Below are 20715 nucleotides of genomic sequence, written 5' to 3' on the forward strand. Positions count from 1 at the left end.
GACGAGTCGTCGTTTGCCAACTCACTCGACCCACTCGTTCACTGATCGCGTGCGTTGTACTGAACGTCGACGTTCGCATCGCCACGCAGTCGGAAGTCGGCGATGTCGCCGTCGAACCAGTAGGCGTCGATCCAGTTGTAGACAGCGCCGCGAACGGTCGTCCCGTCGATCACGTCGCCGTCATCCATCGAGGCGTCCTGGTAGGTAGATTTGACGACCGTCCCGTCGATCTCGAATGAGTATGTACTCGGCCCGTCGGTATCGACGCCGTCGATTACGAGCGCGTGGGGAGGCAGTTCCTGGTCGCCGTACTCGCTTGGGTCGATCTGCTCGCCGTCAAGCGTGACAGCAGCGTCGCCGTCGGTAACGGTGATGTCCGTCAGCTCCCCTGAGAACCGGAAGGTCTGGGTTTCGTCAGTGACCGAACTCTGGACGGTCGTGCCCGAGACTGTCGTCGCCTCCGTCGCCGGCTCGTCGGTCGAGGCGAGTTCGATCGTGCCGCCGACCGTAATCTCGTAGCTCGTCGGCGTCCCGCGACCTGCAACCTCGAGGACGTGGGGGAGCTCTTTGCCGTAGTCGGCGGGGTCGACTTCCTCGCCGTTGACAAGCACCGAGCCGGGCCCGTCGACGGTAAGTTCCTCGAGGTCGCCCGCAAAGCGGAAGGCGTCTTTCCAGTCGGCGACGCTGCCTTGCACGGTCGAGCCGTCGATGGAGTCGCCATCGTCGATCGACGCGCCCTCGTAGTTGGAGTGTTCGACCTCGCCGCTGACGGTGAACTCGTATCGGGTCACATCCGACGGACTGCCGTCGACGAGCAGCAGGTTCGGCAGGTCCGGTTCGTCGTTCGTGTCCGTGCTCCCGGAACTGCTCGAGCCTGTACGTCCGGACCCCGAGGCGGCTTCCTCGGGCGACGTTGGGACGCCGTCGGGAATCGAGAGGTTCGGATTCCGCGAGACGTCGCTACCGATCGAGACCGTCGAGCCGCTCGCGCGCTGGATCGTGCCGCGATAGCCGCCGCTCTGGAAGTCGACGCTGCCGGGGGAGCCGTTTGCCCCGGCGACGAGCGCGTAGGGGTAGGGGCCATCGGCGAAGTGCGAGTCGCGGATCGTCACGGTGCCGCCGTTCCAGACCCAGACGGGCCGGCCGTTGGTCTCGGTGTAGCCGCCGTAGCCGCGTCCGTAGTCGGTGGTGTCGTTGTAGGCGACGCAGTTGACGATTTCGTCGTCTTCGCTGCCACACCGGAAGGTGGAGACACCGTTGTTCTTGCCGAAACAGCTCTCGAAGCGAACGCTGCCGCCAGCGGGCGTATTGGAACAGTAGAAGCCGTTGTTCGGAAATCCCTGTACGTTGCAGTGACGGAACGTGAGGTCTGCCTGACTGCCTTTGTGCATGAAGACAGCACCAGGGCCGTGTACGAAATCAGCGCCTTCCTTTGTCGCGCCGTCACCGAGATAGATGTTCTCGAAGAGGATGTCGCCCTGTCCGGCGTTGATCGAAATAATGAATGACGCACCTCGGTAGAGACCTTTGAAGCCGATGTTCCGAATCACCGAGTTCGCACCCTCGACGTAGATCAAGAAACTCTCGCCGGTAGTGAAGTCGATCAGTTTGTTCTCGAAGGTGTCGCCTTGGCCGACCCGGATCGTCTGGCCACGGGCCTCGATGACCTCGTAGTCGTCAGCCGCTGCACTCGCGGTTCCGCCGAGTGCCGCTGCTGCTGTCGTTGCACCGGCGAGTTTCATATACGATCGTCGATGCAGTAAGCCATCATTACCACTGTCGTCGATCGTCTCGCCGTCACGAGAGAAAGACGACTCGTCATCCAGTTCCGAACGGTCGCGTGCCATGCAATCGGGTAATTCGACACTACCGCAATAAACTTTCCCAATTCCAGAGCCTAAAATTTACAGACTGTACCTATTGTCTGTAGGATTTATAGATGATTGTGTGATTGAACGGCTTGGAATTTTATTTGTGGAATATATCATCCTCACTGCTGGTAATACTGTATTACCGCCCAAGAAGCGCTGAAATCCGATCAATCTCGAGTGTTGGTGCCCGGTAATACGATTTTACCACCGGACGACCGGTCGAGCACACCCGAGAGCACGCGGTGGCTGAGCGACTCGAGGGAATATCACGAGTGTCGAAGCGAAAATAGAAACTGGAGTGTGTTGTAAGATAGCACGGATCGTGGTATGGTTGGCGGTGATCCGCACTGGGGAGGGGGAGTCGCGTCAGCGGGACCTGCTATACGGAGAACGTCGCGTCAGCTGGGACCGTATTCGCGGTGTCGTCTCAGAAGAGGATTTAGTTCGACGCGCCAGATGCGGCTTCTTCCGGGGAGGTCGGGACGCCGTCAGGGATCACTGCCTCGGGGCTGGTTCCGACGTTGTTGCCGAGCTTGACGTTCGAGCCGGAGTGTTCGGCGATGCCCGCCTGTTTGTCGTAGTCCGATTTTTTGACGACGACTTCGGTCGGCTTGCCGTTTGCACCGGCGACGATAGCGTTGTTCTGGCCGTTCATCTCGAGCTGGCAGTTCTCGACCTCGATCGTCCCGGGGGCCCACGCCCAGATGCCGCGGCCGACGTAGCCCTCGCTGGAGTCGACGTAGACGCTCGAGTTCGTGACCTTGCTGCCTTCAGTGGCCAGTCGGAAGTGCGAGACGTAACAGTTCGCGGCGAAACTGCTGTCGATGTGGATCGTCCCGCCACCGTTGTTACCGGGGGCCGAGCCGTAGATCGCGTTGTCCGCGAAGCCCTGAATGTTGACGTTTGTGAAGTCGATGTGGCCGGAGTGATCGGGGGCGGCCCAGAAGGCGGTCTGGCCGTGTCCGTTGGGGTTGCCGTTACCCGTGCTCGCACCATCGCCGAGGTAGACGTTCTCGACGGTACAGGTACCACCGGCGGTGTCGGAGATGCCGAAGGTGGCAGAGCCAGTCCCAGAGGTGTTCTCGCCCTTGAATCCGATGTTTCGGATCGTCCAGTCGCTGCTGTGGGCGGTGATGACGATGTCCTGCCCGGTCGTCATGTCGATGAGCTTGTTCTCCCAGGTCTGACCGGCGTCGATGGTGATCGTCTGGCCCTGGGCTTTGATGACCTCGTAGTCGTCCTTGGCCGCAGCGGAGCCGGCCCCACCGATCGCGGTCGTCGCGGTTGCCACCGCGGCGAGCGAGCGAACGTAGTTTCGGCGGGTTAATCCGGAATTACGGCCTGTCGTCGGAGCGGATTCCGTTTCGGACGTACGGGGATTCTGCGCCATACAATTCCGTAACACCACCTTACGCTCATAAACTTTTTCTTGCCATCATCTCGAGGATTTCCAGACAATATTTCTAACACTGAATAAATACACACAAACTACGAGTTTTCAAGCTCGAAATTACGAACAAATCAGCGCCCGATAGCCGCCAGGAAACGACAGCGTTCCTCGGGAAATCAGTGAATACCTCGACTAGAAGCGCTATCCCTGCCGAATTCAGCAAGCGGCTGACAGACTGTTACACAACGAAGGACGTTGTTTCACGCAGGCAGCGCCCTCTTTCACGGTCACAAACCGGTATTACTGCCTGTCGAATCGGCCCCACGCGTCAAACAACTGCTGCTCGAGCTAGCGTGTGCGCTGACTGATGGCCAACAGTGACGGTACGGTTGTCATGTCGACTGACGGCGATCCTATGCCGTGGCGTTGACCGCCGTCCTGTTGACCGTCGTCCCATTGACCGTGTACATTTTGAACTCATCGTTTGCGATGACCTTGTTCACGTCCGGTTCGGTGTCGAGTTCCTCGAGTGCAGCACGGTCGTAGTTGAGCCCTTCGTAGATATCGATCTCTTTGGTCCGGTCCCACTCCGTGAAGACGAGGTAGTACTTGTCGGCGGGATAGGCCCCGGTGTAATTGCCCGCCGAGAACACACTGGCGTTGGCAGTTCCAGTCGTGGCCGACGCGCCGCTGATCGTCCCGCTACCGCCGCCAGAAACCCCGTTGATTCCATGATCGTATCGGTACGGATCGTACCCCATTCCCGCGTAGGGGACGCCCTCAGCCCCGTGGCCTAATGCATCCTCGTACCCGCTCATCATCTCGTCGGTCACGTGCTGGCTAGGGTTGTAGATCAGCGGCGACGTAAACACCGTCACCAATCCAAGGACGAGACAGGCACTGAGCACCAGTGCGACGACCGCGTTCGCACCCGGTCTCGTGATCACGCTCGAGAGGCCGCCGGTAAGCTGTGCAAAGGCGATTCCGGCGAGGATCGTCAGGAGCACGTAAATAAACCCAATCTGTCGGAACGCCATCGTCGGCGTCCCGAGGAAGTAGACGAGGAACATGCCGGTCAGCGGGAACAGCGAGAGCGAGACGTAGTTGACGAAGGATCTGGGCTCGTCGTCGAGACTCGTTCGGCGGAGCCAGACGACCAGAATAAAGAGGCCGACGATAATCGCGATGATCGCCTTATCGAGGAACATCTTCACGAACAGTTCGGTGAGACTCCCACCGATCTCGGTCAACGACGTCCCGCGCTGATTGACCGTTGAGTTCCCGCCGATATCCTGTGCGAGAAGCCCGGTGACAAGCGCGATGACGGCCTGCCTGAACCGCTCGTTGCTGAGCGCCCAGATGCCAAAGAGGGCACCGAGTGAGATCGTGTGGGCGTAGGTCGTCGGATGCTCGAGCATCGGATGGTCGTCGAAGCGCCACCGGGCCAGATACTGGACACCGCTGACCGCGCCGATGAGGACGACGACGTTGATCATCTGCTGGGGATGGACGACGAGGAGCGCGAACCCAGTCAGGAGGATAAGAGCGCTAAACGGCGAGACGCCGAGGGGAAGCCGTTCGACTGTCGAGCGCCGTCGGAGATAGGCAACGAGCGCGAAGACGGCGGGCGGCACGAGAAACAGCGCGTTCGAGTTGGTGTGGACGGCCATGTGTGTCGCGATATTGTTGACCGGCAACACCATCCAGGAGGCGATCGCGGCGATCCCGACTGCCAACTCGCTGCCAGCCATCCCACGGACGACCAACGGGACGAACACGACGAAGGGGACGAACAGGACGACCATGCCGATCAGGAGGCCACGCTCGATCGAGACGCCGCCGACGAAGTGAAACACCGTTGCAAACGCGTGCAATCCCGGATAGAAGAGCTCGTGGGGTTGTGTCGCGCCGGCGACGATGTCTCGTGTCAGCCCCAGATGCGTGAGCGCATCGCCCATCCCGGCAAAGCGGTAGTTCCGGACCAACGGCAGGCTCACGATCGCTGTCACTGTCAGCGCGCCGAGGCCGATCCCGACACCCTGCTGGCGACCACGACAGACCAGCGTCGTTCCAACGGCGATCGCAAGCGCGAGTGCAAAGCCAGCCCACGTGACCGTCGGCGTCCCCACGTAGACCGACGGCTCGTAGGCAGTCGCAGGGTTCGCTCTCGCCACGAGGAGCCCGATCGCAACCGCGAGAAAACCGACCGCGACCGTCATCTCGATCGCCGATCGTCTCATGGGCACTCACCCGGCGCGGCCGAACCACTCTCGAGACGCATGTATTGGCCCAGTCGTCGCCGCTGCCGTGGATTGTTATAGGGATCATACCTGCGAACACAGCCGTTGTCGTCGCTCGCACAACGATGTGACTGACTGTCACAGCACGCGCACGCGTCGAGATATGCTGTCCCTGTCGATAGGGGACGACTGCCTACAGCGAGCTGCCTCGGCCCGCGGCCGTTCAACGGTTCTGATGGTTTTTGTAGCCGGTCGTGATCCAGTCTGGACGATCCGACCACGTCTTATGTCATCGATCATCATCGACGAGATTTCAGCCCACGACGACCGTCTCGAGTGTTCGGTCCGCAGTTCGACCGACCTCGAGCGGTTTTTCACCGACGAACCGTTTCGCACCAGCTACGACGTGCCGATCGAGGACGTCCCAGCGGGTGTCCTCGCGATTCCGGTCCTCGCACAGGTTTGTCCGGTCGCGTGGGCCAACGGAGCCGACGTCTACATCGACGAGGTCGATGCGACGTTCGCCCGGGCGCTCGAGGACGTGCAAGCGTCGCTGTGTGAGATGTACGACTTCCTCGAGGGCGGGACGCTCTATGCCCGCAGTACGATCGAGCCTGAGCCCGAGCCGGGCGACGAGAGCGGGCTGTTGTTTACCGGCGGCGTGGACTCGACGTGTTCGTACGTCCGCCACCGCGAGGAGTCGCCGACGCTGATCAGTATCCGGGGGTGGACGATTACACCGGATGCGGCCGACGACGAGAAGTGGGCTGCCCTCCGCGAGCGCGTCTCCGGGTTCGCCGCCGATCACGGCTGCGAGACCGCCTTTATCGAGTCGAACATGCTCTCCTTTCTGGACCATCCCATGCTGTTGGCCCACTACAAGCGCTACGTCGACGGGGGCTGGTACAGCTCCGTCGGGCATGGCCTTGGACTCTTGGGCCTCTGTGCGCCGATGGCCTACGCACGCGGGATGACCGACCTCTATGTCGCTGCGACCCACTGGGACGGCATCGATCTCGAGTGGGGCTCACGGCCCGACATCGACGAGCACGTCCGCTGGACCGGCACGGCGTGTCACCACGATGCCTACGAACTCACCCGGCAGGAACGCCTCGACGTGATCGCCGACTACGTCCGCAGCGAGGATCCAACTCTCCAGTTGCAGACCTGTAACAATCGCATGGACGGCAACTGTGGCGAGTGCGAGAAGTGTTATCGTACAGCTGTTGGGCTCCGGCTCTCGGGGCTCGAGCCGCCGGCCCACGGCTATCCCTTCTCGGACGCGGACTATCACGACCTCCGTCGATCGCTCGAGCGCGGCGACTGGGTGCTCGGGCAGGACGAGCGCCACATGTGGGCCGACATTCGCGAGCGCGCACGCGAGACAGAACCTGCGTCGTCGGCCGAGCGGACCTTCTTCGAGTGGCTCGAGACCGTCGATTTAGACGAGCTGGTCTCGTCGTCCGAGCCGCCGCTGACACACCGGCTCTTCTGGATCGGCGCGAGAAACACACCGAACAGCGTCTACAGTACGGTGTATCCGGCCTGGCGGACGGCAAAAGCCGGCCTGCAGTTCGTCCGGTCCGACCGATAGTCCCCTTACTTTGCCTGTCACTCGAGATAGCCGAGATCAGCGAGTCGTTTCTCGACGCCCTCGTCTGCCGTCTCGATCGATCGATCCTCCTCGAGTCGTGGATACTGGCGCGTGCCGGCCGACTCGACACACGGGAGAGCCTTGCCGTCCATCCGTTCGTCGACCGGCACGCCGAGCGTCGCGAGAACGGTCGGCGCGATATCGAAGAGATGGGCATCCCCGACGCCGGCAGCGTGATCGATATCGTCGCCGGACGCCGCGACCGTTCCCTCGAGCTTGTGGTTCCAGGGCTCGCTCGGCGGGCCGAACTGCTCGTCTCGCAACGTCGCCGAGATGAAGTGCTGGAAGTCCGCCGGGACGGTCACGATGTCGACGGCGTCGTCGCTCTCGGGGCCGTGGAAGTACTCTTCCCTGCGCCCAACCGCCTCAAAGACGGGCTCGCCGTCGGGCGTTGTGACCGTTCGCAACGCGTCGATGATCCGGTCTCGAACGTCCTCGTAGTCTTCGGGTGGGACGACACCGTCAGGTTCGCGCCCCTCGAGATTGAGCCGGACGCCGAGTTCGATCCGTGAGCGAACGTAGGCGCTCGACGAACGGAAATCGACCTGGGTCGCCCCCGCGCTGACGAGTCCGGCTGGGGCGTACGCTGCGACGAGGTCCGCAAGGCCAAGTCGCTCGAAGACGGTACCGAGCCGCTGGCTCGTCAGACCAACCCTCGCAGCGGCTGCCATCGCCCGTTCGGCGGCCCCGGGCTCGTACTCCGTCGCCTCTTTCCCTTCCTTGAGATTGCCGTCGCGAACGGTCGCCCACGTCGGCATTCCCGTCCCGCCGCGTTCGGTTTCGACGAATCCTTCCTCGCGGAGGTACTCGTTGACCCGGAATTCGTAACCGTCGTACGGCCCCATTCCGTGATCGCTTGCGACGATTACGTTCGCCGGTTCGTGGGCTTCGAGGATCTCGTTGAGTTGTCGGTCGACCTCGCGGTAGATGGCGCTGATCGCTGCCGTATCGTCGGGCCGCTTGTGAAAGACCGAATCAGTCGCCTGGAACTCGAGAAAGCCGAACTCGGGATCGTATCGATCGGCGAGATACCGAAATGCCTCTCCTCGCATGCGCACGCAATCACTATATCTAGTGCTGAGATCGGCAGTGTCGTCGGGATAGACGCGATACTCACCGATTGCCTCCCGGACGTCCTCGAGTACGCCGTCGGGGTGGCAGTCCGGATCCTCCGGCGCAGTGTAGCCCGGAATCAGTGCCCCATCGAATGCCCGTGGTGGATACGTGACCGGGACGTTGACGACGACGCTCGTCACCCCGTGGCGATCGAGCAACTCCCACAGCGTCCGTTCGCGGACGTCGGTCGCGTTGACGACGTCCCAGTCGTAGCCGTCGAACGAGAGAAAGCCATAGACACCGTGTTTGCCGGGGTTCATCCCTGTATAGAGCGATGGCCATGCCGAAGCCGTCCACGGCGGGATCTGGGATTCAAGGGTCCCGCTCGTCCCGTTCCGATAGATCGACTCGAGGGTGGGAACCTCGTTGTCTTCGAACAGCGGTGCCAGTACCCGATCGCAGGCAGCATCGATACCGACGAGGAGCGTCTGAAGCGAAGATCCGTCGTCCATCGTCGATTCGTCCATCTCGGTCGGTCTTTGTTATGCCATAGATTATCAACAAGAAAAGACTGTGTTCGAATCCGTCCTTGGTCGACAGTCACGAGTCGATCGCCACCATGCGTTCGCCAGCTGAAGTAACGACCGTGTACCTGTCCCGACTGGCTTGCACTCGTCCGTCTCCGGTTCTATCTACAGCTCACTTGACACTATCGTACAGCGATGCGATCGTTTGCATCCCCCACGTACCGTGTTCGAGGCTATAGTACGTCCGCAGGTCGGGGTTGAACTTCGCTTTGTACCGGTTGATCCGGCGCGTATCCGCACCGACGAGGTCGTACGTCTCGAGGCCGCGCTCGCACCCGTCCTGCATGATCGCCCAGTCGAGCAGGTCGTTCGTCGGGAGGTCGACGTCGGCGTCGGTCCGGACGCCACCCATCCACCGGCCCGTGGTGTCGCCGTACTCGAGGGCCAAGATGCCACCGACGAACTCGCCGTCGACACGGAGGGTGTATGGCCGTACATGCCCGTTCGCTGTCTGCTCGGCGAGGTCGAGGACGAACTCGACCGGCACGTCGAAACTGATCCCCTGGGATTCGTATCGATTCTGGACCTGCTCGTGGATCAAGCGGATCTCCTCGGGGCCACCGATGTCGATCTCGTAGGTGTCTTCGTCTGCGTTCCGAACGTTGCTCCGTGCGTCGCTACTAAAGGCCATCAGGAGGTCGTCTTCGTCTCTCACGAGGTCGACCGCGTAGGTGTACTCCGGAGTCACGTTGTACGCCTGCCATTTGAACGGGCGCGCGTCTGTGAATCCTGTCGTGGTACGAACGTGGCTGTACTTCGGGTTCAGTTCGGTTTCGATCCACTCGAAGCAACCGTCCATGAACCGCTGTCGCCGGCGCTCGCGCTTTCGCTGTTTCAACTTTCCCATGTTCAGAAACGCCGGCCCGAGATACGGCACGCGGAGATGCGGCGGCGGCGAGAACGCCGTCGTCACGAACTGCTTTCTGATCTCGAAGACGGGAAAGAGCCCGACCGGTTCCTGTCCCTTGAACCCGATCAGCGGATGCAACGTCGCGCCGGCGTGGTCGGCCTGGACCTGTAGCGCTTCGAGTTCGTGACAGAGCGTCCCCTGTGGCGATCGCTCGACGTACTCGTTCCACTTCTCGAGGTCGTCGGTCGCGACGCGGACATCGATGCTCATGGCTGTGATCCCCCGCTGTCGGTCGGCCGTCTCGATTCGCTCGTCACGGTCCAGTCCATAGGGATCGCCTCGCGTCAGAGCTACTTTGTAAGCAGCCTGTTTCCGGCCTCACCGCAAGACAGGTGTGACCGTCTCAGTATTCGTGGGACCGGTCGATGTCGACAGCACGCGTTACGGTGGTCCTACCTGTGGCCATAGCCTTCTGCCTATCCCACGTCGTCGCTACCACGCCCTCAACTCAGCCGCTCGTAGAGCAGCCGGTTCCAGCGAACAACGAGTCGATAGCCCGGCCAGCCGTCGACGATCCAGAGCCCAACCGCTGTGAGGGCAATACCGACTTGGACGAGTAGAGACGGTGTCGGCTCGAGCGCAAGCACCTCCGCGAGATATGGGCCGAAGTTATGACGGAATCCCTCGAGCAGGCCGCCGTGATCGCGACCCTCGATGACGACGACCGGCCAGAGGAGGTGGTGGATCGTCCACTCGCCGCTCGAGAGGTAGATCGGGAGCACGTCGCCGACGAGATGCAGCGGATACCCAATGGCGAACGCGAGCCCGAGTTTGGCCTGTCCGTATTCTCGAGCGCTCAATCCCACGACGATCGCGAGCGGGGCGGCGATGAATATCGAATGGGCGAGCGCGTAGCCGGAGTGAAACACGTCGAACTGCCAGGCCAGCGTTTTGTCGACCACGTCCGGCAGAACGGACGCGATTAGGACGACCGCCGTTTCGTACTCGCCGGGCGCGTCCCGGTAGTGCGCGTGACAGACCACCGAGTAGACGACATACCCGAAGAGTGCGTGTTCCCACGGCCACATAGCTGGTTGGACGCCACTGTCGATATTGATAATGGCGCTGATACGCGATCGCGCGGGATCGTTATCTTACAAGTAACAATGGCTAGGGGATGCGAGGGGGGCGATAACTGCCAAGTACAATGAAAGGCCTCCCGTTTCAGTCCGTTTCGACCCTGCGTCGGCGAAGCAAGCGCCTCGCTACGTCACTCCCGACTGATCTGATCGGTGTCGCTGGCTTCACTGTCGTCTCGACTGTGGTCTTGGTCGTTGCGAACGTCTCATCACCGGTGATGCGGGCAGCAGTCGGATTTCCGTTCCTGTTTCTCGTGCCGGGCTACGTGACCGTCTCGGCGCTCTTTCCCCGCTCGACCCCTGTTCAAGAGTTTCAGACTGGTCGTCGGCAACTCGTTCAGCAAATGCAGACGCTGACCGACGTCGAACGCGTGGCACTCTCGTTCGGTCTGAGCTTCGCCCTTTTGCCCCTTCTCGGGCTCGGCATCGCGCTCACGCCGTGGGGGTTTACCGGCCCGGTCGTGGTGGGCACCGTCGCGTGCTTTGCCCTGGTCGGCGCCAGCCTCGCGACCGCTCGACGGCTCTCCGTTCCTCCAGCCGATCGGTATCGGGTCGGCTTCGGTCGCCGACTCGCAGCTGCCCGTGCGTGGCTCTTCGACGCGCCGTCGGCGTTTCACGTCGTCGTCAACGTCGCGCTTGTCATCAGTATGGTGCTCGCGCTGACGACGGTCGGCTACGCGCTCGTCTCGCCCCAGGACGGCGAGCAGTACACGAGCCTGCAACTGCTGACCGAAGACGAGACCGGCGAGCTCGTCGCGTCGGGGTATCCACCCGAAATCGACGCCGGTGACTCGATCCCCCTCGTCGTCGCCGTCGAAAACCAGGAAGGCCAGGCCATGGAATACACGGCCGTCGTTCAGGAGCAGCGACTCGAGGGCGGTGAGGTGGTCGAACGCACGGAGTTACAGCAGTTCGACGTAGCGGTCGCGGACGATACGACCACGCACGCCGATCGAGACATCGTTCCCGAGACGGACGACGGGACCGTTCGGATCGCGGTCCTCCTCTATACGGGTGACGATGTGCCTGAGCAGCCGACAACTGACAACGCGTACCAATCGGTGTACTTCGGGACCGAGGTGGTTGACGGGAGTCTCCTCGGAGATGGGTGAGCGCCGGTTGCGCTCGCACATGGTATTCGGCTACTGATACTCAGCAACTGGAGAATAACAAGGTGCGATATCGAACAATGATCGCAGGAGCTTCGAATGTCTTCCAACTCAGTCGCCGACGAATCCGTTCGAAAGCTAGCGCTTGCGCTCGGGTTCCTTGCAATTACTGTTAGCACGCTCGTCGCACATCGTTCGCCGGCAACCGGGTACGAGCTGTCGCTCTATACGAGGACTCCTTCAGGGGTCTGGGCGGGCCTGATTGTCGCGTTCGCCGTCTCTCTGGCCGTCGCGTTCGATCGCTCAATGGCGGCCAGTCGAACTCGTTCAATCGCGCTTGTTCTAGGTGGACTCGCGCTGACCGTGTTTGCTGGCTTGCCCATCGTTCGCGGCTATCACTTCTTTGGTCATCAGGACGCGTTGACGCACCTCGGATGGGCACGTGGAATCAGCCATGGCACGATCTCTCCGTTCGAACTTCTGTACCCCGGTATTCATACAGTCTCTGCGTTCGTGAACGCGGTGATCGGTATCCCCGTTCGGAGCGCGCTGTTACTCGTCGTCTTGCTGGCGACGGTTGCGTTCATCCTCTTCGTACCACTCAGCGTGATGGTGATCGTTCCGGACTCCCTTGCCGTGACAATCGCGACATTCATTTCTTTTTTCCTGCTTCCGATCACGACGATCGCGACGTTCATGCAACCTCACGCGATGACACAGGCGATCCTGCTGTTCGCGCTGTTCGTCTACGTCATTCTGAAATACGTTACTACAGACGCACTCTCCTCGAGAGCGCTTGCAGTCCTGTTCGCACTCGTCGCGACTGCCGCTGTCGTCTACCATCCTCAGTACGCCGCACACATGCTCGTCGTCTGTCTCGTTATTTGTTTCCTGCAGTTTCTGTCGCCGCGGCTGCCGTTTCTCTCGCGGACATCGGTTTGCGATCGGATGGGTGCCCATCGACGATTGTACGGCCAGACGCTGTTCCTGTCCGCCGTCTTTCTGGCTTGGTCCGAGAACCACGGCTTTTTCGCTGGTTTCGCTGGTCGCGCCATCTCGTCGGCACTTACCTTCTTGTTGGTCGGGTCTGGAGATGCGGGGACCTCGATCTCACAACAGGGTGGCTCGCTCGCCGCGATCGGCGTTAGCCTGACTGAGATCTTCTTCAAACTCTTCTTCCCTCACCTCGTCGTCACCCTGCTTGCGGCCGGACTGATCCTCGCCGTGCTGGTTCGCGGCCGGCCAGCTCGATTCTCTGACGTCCCGGCCGTCACGATCTATCTGGCAGCCGGACTCTTTGCACTTGGCATCCTGTTCGTCGTCTACTTCATGAGTGTGACCAATGAGATGTACTTCCGTGTGTTCGGGCTGATGATGGTGTTCGCGGCCCTTCTCGCCACAGTCGCGATCTATGAAGGGATCCTATTCCTCTCCGACTGGCTGTCGCCGACCGCGGTACAGACGATCGCTGCCAGCGCCTTCGCCTTCTTGCTCGTGTTGTCACTACTCTCCGTCTTCGCCTCGCCGTACGTCTACAGACAATCCCAGCACGTCTCGGAACAACAGCTACACGGCTACGAAACTGCGTTCGATACCGCGGCCGACGGAACAGCGTTTGCCGGATTTCGTGGCGTGCCGAACCGCTATGCGGATGCTCTCAACGGACAGGAAACGCGGACACGGTCCCACACGACCGTGACACCAGAAACCATCGAACAAGGGCCCACAACCTATTACGACGACGATCGCTATCTCGTCGTTTCGCAACTCGATTACGAACGTGAAGTAACCGCCTATCGTGGACTTCGCTACTCCGCCGACGATTTCGACGCTATCGCGTCTGATCCGACTGTCGATCGCGTCCAGTCGAACGGTGAGCTCACGACGTACTACGTGTCCGCGAGCGATGACTCGGCATAGAGATCGAGATACCGTGCGTCAGGAGTGGGCAGCGAACGCTCGAGTCGGAACCGGCCGAACGATGCCATCGTCACGGTCCGTATTGTACGGATTGATGAACACACCACGCTCTGGGTCGCTCGCGAGAAACACGTATGCGTTTGCCGTCGGCACGTATCCTCGTGGATTCCACCGGTCGGCCGGCGTCGTTCGCTTTCGATAGGTAGCGAGTTCGTACCAGTCGGTAAACTCCGAGGAGGACGATGCCGCAACGACAGTTGCACCGTCGGAGTGTACTGTCTGCGTATCGGGACCCGTGCCGTCTGTACCCGATTCCATGGCTGTCGAAAAGAGGACCCATTGTTCGCCATCGACGGCTATCGTTTCAGCGTAGTACACCGAACTCGAGACCTCGTGGACGGTTTCAGGTTCCGGATCAACGGTGTCGAACTGCGCTCGAGACAGCGCCCGGATCGGCTTTTGCTCGGTGTAGACGCTATCGACTCCCCAAAGAACCGCCGTTGGGGTAAACGCAAGCTCGACCGCCCGCCACGATTGATCACCGCTGCCGACGATTTCGATCGTGCCGTCCTGAAGACGGCCGATCAGACACTCCTCGTCCCTGTCACCGGTAGTAATCCAGATGTCGTCGGTGTAGGGATCCGTCTGGACGGCGTGAATGTGGCGAACGTTCGGGAGTGTTGCGGCCGTCGTCCACGTTTTGCCGCCATCGTTCGAGACAAGCACGCGTGACGTTTGATCTCCATCGAGCGGATACTCGCCCAAGTAAATCGACTCGTCTGTCACGCTGACTGCTGATGGGAGAACACCCATTGGTGGCGATGAATCCGGGAGCGTGCTGACGACGCTCCAGTTTCGGCCATTGTCGGACGAACGGAACATCCAGCGGTCAACGCTTGCTAATAGCGTGGTTTTATCGATCGACCAGATGTTCACTGCGGGGAACCGGCCAGTGACGGTCGTCACGAGTGTTCGATACGGGGCGGTGGTTTTTAATCGATGGTTGAGGCCCGCCGATGGCGGCCCGGGGAGCTGACCGATCCGTGTCATTCTCTCTCCCTCCGCTGACTCGATGTAGATCGACCGATCGTTCGTGGCGAGGACACGTCCGTCGTGAATCGTCTGTAGTTTCATTGGATCCTCTGGAAACGCGCGTTCAGCGTATACCGGTTCGACTGCCGGATCACGTTTTGTAATCCACCTCTTGAGTTGCGTCCCACCGGATACTCGGCGCGCTCTATCTAACGGCACGGGCAGGCACTTCTCCAGATCGAGAACCTCATCGCCCAGAAAATATCAATTTTCCGTACGTTAATTATGCAACGAATGTATATGGATAGTGACCAAGAGGGGATAGCCTTGTAAGAAATCACAATGAAAAAATTAAACTCTGGAAATATTATAGTTGGTATAACAGAAAGTTTATACAGGTATACTTGAATTACTGGATAGTATGGCACGCGATCCAGCGGTACTGGACGATAGCGAAACCAGTGATAGAAGCGCTGAAACAGCCGAATACGAAGGTAATACTGGATTAATCGACCGACGATCGTACCTCACGCTGGCGGGAACAGCCGCAGCGGCTCTTGCGACCGGCGCCACTGCTGCGACCTCGAGCGTTGCGGCTGCCAGCGACGATCCACAGGTCGCAGAACTCGATCAGATGTCCGAACGACGCCTCTCGATTTCGGACGGCGACGACCTCTCGTCGTACGTGGCGAACTCGAGCGACGGCGAACTGCTCGTCGTCCCATCAGGGTCCTACGAGTGGAGCCGAACACTGGCGTTCTCGCGTCGGAACTGGGGGATTCGCGGCGAAGGTGATGTCGAGATCTCCGTTCCCGGCAACCGTGGCCGAGGAACCAAAAACGGCTACGTGCTGAACGTGTCCGGCGACAACGTCTTCGTGGAGAATCTTACGTTCGACTCCGATGGCAGACCGGCGATCGGCTTCCGTTGTGTCGTCAATCAGCGTGCGGAGTTCCGTGACATCACGGTCGCAAGCGACGGACCACGAACGTGGAACGCACAGCAGACGAATATGTTCAACGTCGGTGCAGAGTCCTCGAGCGGCGAGGTCCTTCTCGACGGCATTGTCGCGTACAACAACGGGAATCTCTCCCAGTACAACGGCGGGAACTCTCGAGTCGGGATCTGGTCGTCACGATCCGGCAAGTTGACGGTTCGGAACTCGGTTCTCTCTGGCTTCCCGAACAACGGTATCTATACGCGCATGCCTGGCGAGCTGGAAGTCGACAACTGTGTGTTCGCCAACAACAACGTCAGCGCGATTCGACTCGGCGGCAGCAACGAAGTCGTGAAAAACAGTACGTTCTACTTCGATCTCTCGCTCGACGACACGACGCACTCCCATCCACAGCGTGGGGTTTCGAATGTGAGCGCGATCACAGCGGACAACCGCGAGAGCGCGTCTAACGGCGGCTACGTCCGGGGTTGTTCGTTCATTGTGCGGAACGTCCCGAACGCAACGGGTGCGATCAGGTTCCTCGAGAACGAGTGGGTCGAAGTCGAGGATTGTCAGTTCCTGCTCGATCAGCCGGACGTCCCCGGTGTCGGCTGGAACAACGGCGGCTCCGCTCGGCTCCGCAATCTCGTGTTCGACACCGAGAACGCGTCAGGCGCGACGGTTGCCGCATCCGGCGGCCAGTATCCGACCGATGAGAACATCTGTATCCATCCCGACCTTTCAGACGGTGCGATTACGGCGAGCAGGCGTGACCTCCGCTTCGATTGGAGTCAAGCACACTCCTACCCGAACCCATCCTTCGAGGACGGCTCCAGCGAAACGGATACGACGGGAAGCGAGGACACCGACGAGGCTCTCGAGAACACGCTGGTGATCGACGGGAACGGGACCTCCGAGCGAGTCGACTACCGGTTCACCGTCGACGGTGAGGTCGAACACAGCGAGCACTATTCGGAGTATGGGCTCGGTGGCGAGATCAACGACGGCTCTGTCGAAGGGTTCGTTCGCGGTGGCGCGGACGGCTTCTGGTTCTCCGGCGAACTCACCGATCTCCAGATCGGGGACGGCCCGACCGTTCGCGTCAACGGTGTCGAGGTTGACCCCGCCGAGATCGGTGGCGACGACTCTGACAAAAGCCTCGAGAACACGCTGGTGATCGACGGGAACGGGACCTCCGAGCGAGTCGACTACCAGTTTACCGTCGACGGTGACCTCGAGCACAGCGAGTACTACTCCGAGTACGGACTCGGGGGCGAGATCAACGACGGCTCCGTCGAAGGATTCGTGCGCGGTGGTGCGGACGGCTTCTGGTTCTCCGGTGAAATCACCGACCTCCAGATCGGGGACGGCCCGACCGTTCGCGTCAACGGTGTCGAGGTCGACCCGGACCGGCTCTGGCGCTAAGCGACGTCACCATCCCGAATAGCGACCCGATTTTCGGGCGGATTGCTATCATCACTGAACGCCGCTGTGGACGCGACCGTACGGCGCACCCGCAAGCGGTATCCCCCGGTCCCGGTTCGTATTGATCCCAGTCAGTGCCGGCGTACCCCCGTCCGCCCGGCGTTCGTGTCGGTCACCAGATACCACAGACCGTCTCAATTGTTACTGTAGCTGGCATCCGGGAGGTATCGGCGAACGATTGGGATCCTTACGTCGAGCCGTTGCTCGAGCAGCGAGATCGGGATGCGATCTGCAGGTTGCAGACAGCCGGTTACGGACACGATCACGATCGAGCAAAGACCGGTGGCGATGACGAACAGCGGGAACGTCACCAGCGTGAGCGAGATCGTTCCGCGAAGCAGGAACGCGGGTGGAAAGAGAGCGACCGGCAGGACGACGAACGTGCGGGCGGCCCACCTCGAGAACGGCGTGATATCACATTTCAGTTTTAGCACGGCGTAGACGGTCAGGTTGAGGACGACGAACGAGAGCATGGAGGTCACTGCGGCACCCATATAGCCGTACCGCGGGATGAGGATCAGGTTCAGCCCGGCATTGACGAGAAACGCGAATCCGTTTGCGCCCATGATCGCGGTGGTGAAGCCGAGCGCGGAGAGCGTTTCCCGGTTGCGGCCGAACATCGCGCTTGTAAAGAAGCCAATTGCGAGAATCGACAGTGCGTTTCCAGCTTCGGCGTAGCTCGCCCCGAAGACGATTTCGAGAACGTCTCCGGAGAAGACAACGAACGTGAGAAACAGCGGAAACGTGACGATGAATACCCACTTCGTCGTCAGTTCGTAGATCGAACCGACTTCGGATCGATCGTCTTCCGCGTCGAGTCGCGATGCCAACGGGAGGTACATGAATCCGAACGACGAGAGGACGAGCAGCATGCCGCTGGCGAGCGGGTAAGCAGCGCTGTAGAGACCGACTTCGTGAGACGAGCGAAAGTAGCCGAGCATCAGCGTATCGGTTCGGGTCAGCATGTTCGAAAGCACCGTCGCGAAGACGAGCGGGACGGAAAAGAACAGCAGCTCGCGGACATGCAACCGGGCCGAACCGACGAGCGGCACGAGTCGATTGAGAAGCGTACATGCCAGTGCACAGGCGACGACCGCGCCGACAAGGTAAGCCATCGCGGCAGCGTGGATGCCAAAGCCCGCGAGCAAGAATCCAACGAGAAAGAGCAACCGTCCGGTGGGGTAGAGCAGGTCCCTCGCGTACGTTCGGTACAGCGTATTTTCCTGTCCTCGTATCCCCGCAACGGCAAGTTCGAGGCCGACCGTGAACGGAATACACACCACGAACAGAGCCACGAGCCGGGTCGAATCGTCTCGCTCGAACAACAACCTCGAGATGAGTCCGGTACTCGAGAGCAGAACGATCGTAAGTACGAGCGTCGCGGTCCCCGCGATGAGGACGCCGGTCAGCCAGGCGCCGCGTTTGTTCGCTTCGTCGTCATACCGGGACATGAACCGAGGGATGCCGCCCTTGACGCCGAGCAGTCCGATCGTGGTTACGAACGTGAGGATCGCTAGCCCGACACTGATCTCGCCGTAGGCGTCGGTCGTCAACAACCGTGCGACGATGATCCGCTCGATGAGTTGCGACGCCGAGTAAAACACCTGCCCGGCGCCGATGAGGACCGCGCTCGAGAGAAGCTTCGAAACGTCGCGTTCGTCGACCATTAGAGGTAGCCGAGGTTCTCCAGCCGGCCGATCATCGCATCGTCTTCGGGCCGGTCTGAGTCCGTCTCGGATGATTCACGAGCCGTGTCGATCGTATCGTACTCGGCAATACGTGGCGGGTCGAAGACGAGATCCGGCGGCACGCGTCCTTGCATCCGTTCCGGAACCGGCTCGTCGAGAAGGGTCATCGCGATTGGAGCGACGTCGATCACCGAGAGCGGACCGACTCTCGACGGCCCGAGTTCGGCAATCCCTGGACCAGCGCCGATGAAGACGCCAGTCCGCTTGTGGTTGTGCTTGTCGATCGGCACGAATGCGGAACCGAGCAGGTTCGTGGCGATCAGGTTGTTCATTGCTCGCGGCATGAAGAGGACATCACAAGCTTCGTTGGTGTACGGCCCGTCATACACCGCCTCCCGCGGTTTCACCCACTCGAAGGCCGGCTTTCCGTTCGGCGTTCGGAGCGACTCGAGCGTCCCGATCAGTTCGGATCGAACCTGCTCGTAGTCCGCTGGCGGGACTACTCCATCATCGTCCCGGCCCTCGAGATTGATCCGGACGCCGAGTTCGGGTCCACTCCGGCAGTACGCTTGTGATCGGCGCCAGTCGACGTTCTCGCCGAGTGTTGCCTGGGTCCCGTCGGGTAGCAACCGCTTGACGACTCCTTCAGCACCGAGGCGCTGGACGAGCCGGTAGGCGTCACCCGGTGTCAGTCCGACAGCGCCCAGCGCGGATTCGGCAGCCGAGACCAATTGCACCGAGGTCGAACTGCCGTCGGAATCCGCTGCTGATTGCTCGCTGAGCGCGCCCTTACTCTCGCCGAGTGTCGGTGTTCGTCCGTGAGCGCACGTCTCGACGAAACCGTTCCGACGGAGTATCTCGTTGATATAGATGTTGTACCCGTCGGTTCGACCGATTCCGTGATCGGAACAGAGGAGAACGTTCGTCTCATCGGGGACCGTTTCGAGAACTGTCCCGACGAATTCGTCGGCGGCATTGTAGACTCGCCGAAACGCTTCTGTCCCATCGAACTCGTGGAACACCGTATCGGTTTTTTGGACCTGCAGGAACGCGAACTCCCAGTCCGTCGACTCGAGGAACGCCCGGGCGGCCCGCCGGCGGTGATCGATCAGCGACACGAAGTCATCGACGGTCGCGGTTCCATCGCCTGCTTCATTCCCACCGTAGATCCGGTACTGTTCGCCGAGTTCGCTCGAGAGGTCCTCACGGACGCCTTCTGGGGTGCCACTGGCGGATTCGGGAGCGAGATAGCCCGGAATCAGCGATCCGTCGAAGCTGTCTGCGGAATGTGTCACCGGAACGTTCAACACGGCTGCAGACACGTCATGTGTGGAGAGATACTCCCAGATCGCGGGTGATCGAACAGCCGCCTGCGAGACGATGTTTGCCTCGTCAGGATAGGTTTCACGAAAGTCGAAAAACGAGTAGACACCATGATGAGAAGGATCGACACCGGTATAGACTGACGGCCAGGCACTTCCCGTCCACGGGGGAAACGTCGACTCGAGTTCGGCCTCGACTCCGTGTGAGCGCAGAGACTGTATGTTAGGGAGTTCGAATTGATCGAGATAGTTGAACGACAGCGCATCCATTCCGATGAGAACAGTCTTGGGGGTATCAACAGCCATTAGCACACTCACCTACTGGTGGTTCACTCTGGCTGTCTTGCCGTCTAGTCATTGTTATAGCGGAGTTACCTCTCGAAAGAACGCTTCGATCTGCGTTCCGCCCCTGCTCGACATGAGCGCACCACCTGT

At 60.6% G+C, this 20715-nt stretch carries 13 protein-coding genes; 4 read left to right on the forward strand and 9 right to left on the reverse strand.

What is annotated here, in order from left to right:
- Positions 1-38: 38 nt before the first annotated feature.
- From C476_RS08475 to C476_RS08485, 3 genes are all read right to left on the reverse strand, one after another.
- Positions 39-1847: a hypothetical protein gene (locus C476_RS08475; protein WP_008011902.1), complete on the reverse strand. Its 1809-nt coding sequence runs from the start codon at positions 1845-1847 to the stop codon at positions 39-41.
- Positions 1848-2310: 463 nt separating this feature from the next.
- The gene (locus C476_RS08480) at positions 2311-3261 is read right to left on the reverse strand and encodes a hypothetical protein (protein ID WP_008011903.1); all 951 of its coding nucleotides are present in this window, start codon (positions 3259-3261) and stop codon (positions 2311-2313) included.
- 413 nt (positions 3262-3674) lie between these two features.
- Complete coding sequence (locus C476_RS08485) at positions 3675-5501, reverse strand: hypothetical protein (protein WP_008011904.1); 1827 nt, start codon at positions 5499-5501, stop codon at positions 3675-3677.
- A 286-nt stretch (positions 5502-5787) separates the two neighbouring features.
- On the opposite strand from C476_RS08485, the gene C476_RS08490 reads away from it, so the two are divergent.
- Entirely contained in the window at positions 5788-7095 is a 1308-nt protein-coding gene (locus tag C476_RS08490; RefSeq protein ID WP_008011905.1) for a hypothetical protein, read from the forward strand.
- A gap of 17 nt (positions 7096-7112) precedes the next feature.
- Here C476_RS08490 and C476_RS08495 read toward each other — a convergent pair whose 3' ends face one another.
- The 3 genes from C476_RS08495 to C476_RS08505 form a co-directional block, all read right to left on the reverse strand.
- Positions 7113-8723, reverse strand: a complete 1611-nt coding sequence (locus C476_RS08495; protein ID WP_049911692.1) for an alkaline phosphatase family protein — start codon at positions 8721-8723, stop codon at positions 7113-7115.
- A gap of 187 nt (positions 8724-8910) precedes the next feature.
- Positions 8911-9918: a lipid II:glycine glycyltransferase FemX gene (locus tag C476_RS08500; RefSeq protein WP_008011907.1), complete on the reverse strand. Its 1008-nt coding sequence runs from the start codon at positions 9916-9918 to the stop codon at positions 8911-8913.
- Positions 9919-10151: 233 nt separating this feature from the next.
- Positions 10152-10736 (reverse strand): metal-dependent hydrolase, encoded by a 585-nt coding sequence (locus tag C476_RS08505; RefSeq protein WP_008011909.1) that lies wholly within the window; start codon positions 10734-10736, stop codon positions 10152-10154.
- A gap of 119 nt (positions 10737-10855) precedes the next feature.
- Between C476_RS08505 and C476_RS08510 the strand changes: the two genes are divergently transcribed.
- Together C476_RS08510 and C476_RS08515 are read left to right on the forward strand one after the other, a co-directional pair.
- The gene (locus tag C476_RS08510) at positions 10856-11899 is read left to right on the forward strand and encodes a DUF1616 domain-containing protein (protein ID WP_008011912.1); all 1044 of its coding nucleotides are present in this window, start codon (positions 10856-10858) and stop codon (positions 11897-11899) included.
- Positions 11900-11995: 96 nt separating this feature from the next.
- A complete protein-coding gene (locus tag C476_RS08515) occupies positions 11996-13816 on the forward strand; it encodes an MFS transporter (protein WP_008011914.1) in 1821 nt (606 codons plus the stop codon).
- An 18-nt stretch (positions 13817-13834) separates the two neighbouring features.
- Here the strand turns inward: C476_RS08515 and C476_RS19360 are convergent, their stop codons facing one another.
- Positions 13835-14542, reverse strand: coding sequence for a hypothetical protein (locus C476_RS19360; protein ID WP_241430480.1), 708 nt, complete (start codon positions 14540-14542; stop codon positions 13835-13837).
- Positions 14543-15269: 727 nt separating this feature from the next.
- On the opposite strand from C476_RS19360, the gene C476_RS08525 reads away from it, so the two are divergent.
- A complete protein-coding gene (locus C476_RS08525; RefSeq protein WP_008011918.1) occupies positions 15270-17210 on the forward strand; it encodes a right-handed parallel beta-helix repeat-containing protein in 1941 nt (646 codons plus the stop codon).
- 194 nt (positions 17211-17404) lie between these two features.
- On the opposite strand, the gene C476_RS08530 is transcribed toward C476_RS08525, so the two are convergent.
- Positions 17405-18937: a flippase gene (locus C476_RS08530; RefSeq protein WP_008011921.1), complete on the reverse strand. Its 1533-nt coding sequence runs from the start codon at positions 18935-18937 to the stop codon at positions 17405-17407.
- Entirely contained in the window at positions 18937-20586 is a 1650-nt protein-coding gene (locus C476_RS08535; RefSeq protein ID WP_049911676.1) for an alkaline phosphatase family protein, read from the reverse strand. Before C476_RS08535 ends, C476_RS08530 begins: the two co-directional genes overlap by 1 nt.
- Between the last annotated feature and the right edge of the window lie 129 nt (positions 20587-20715).

Source organism: Natrinema limicola JCM 13563 (assembly GCF_000337475.1).
Lineage (GTDB): Archaea > Halobacteriota > Halobacteria > Halobacteriales > Natrialbaceae > Natrinema > Natrinema limicola.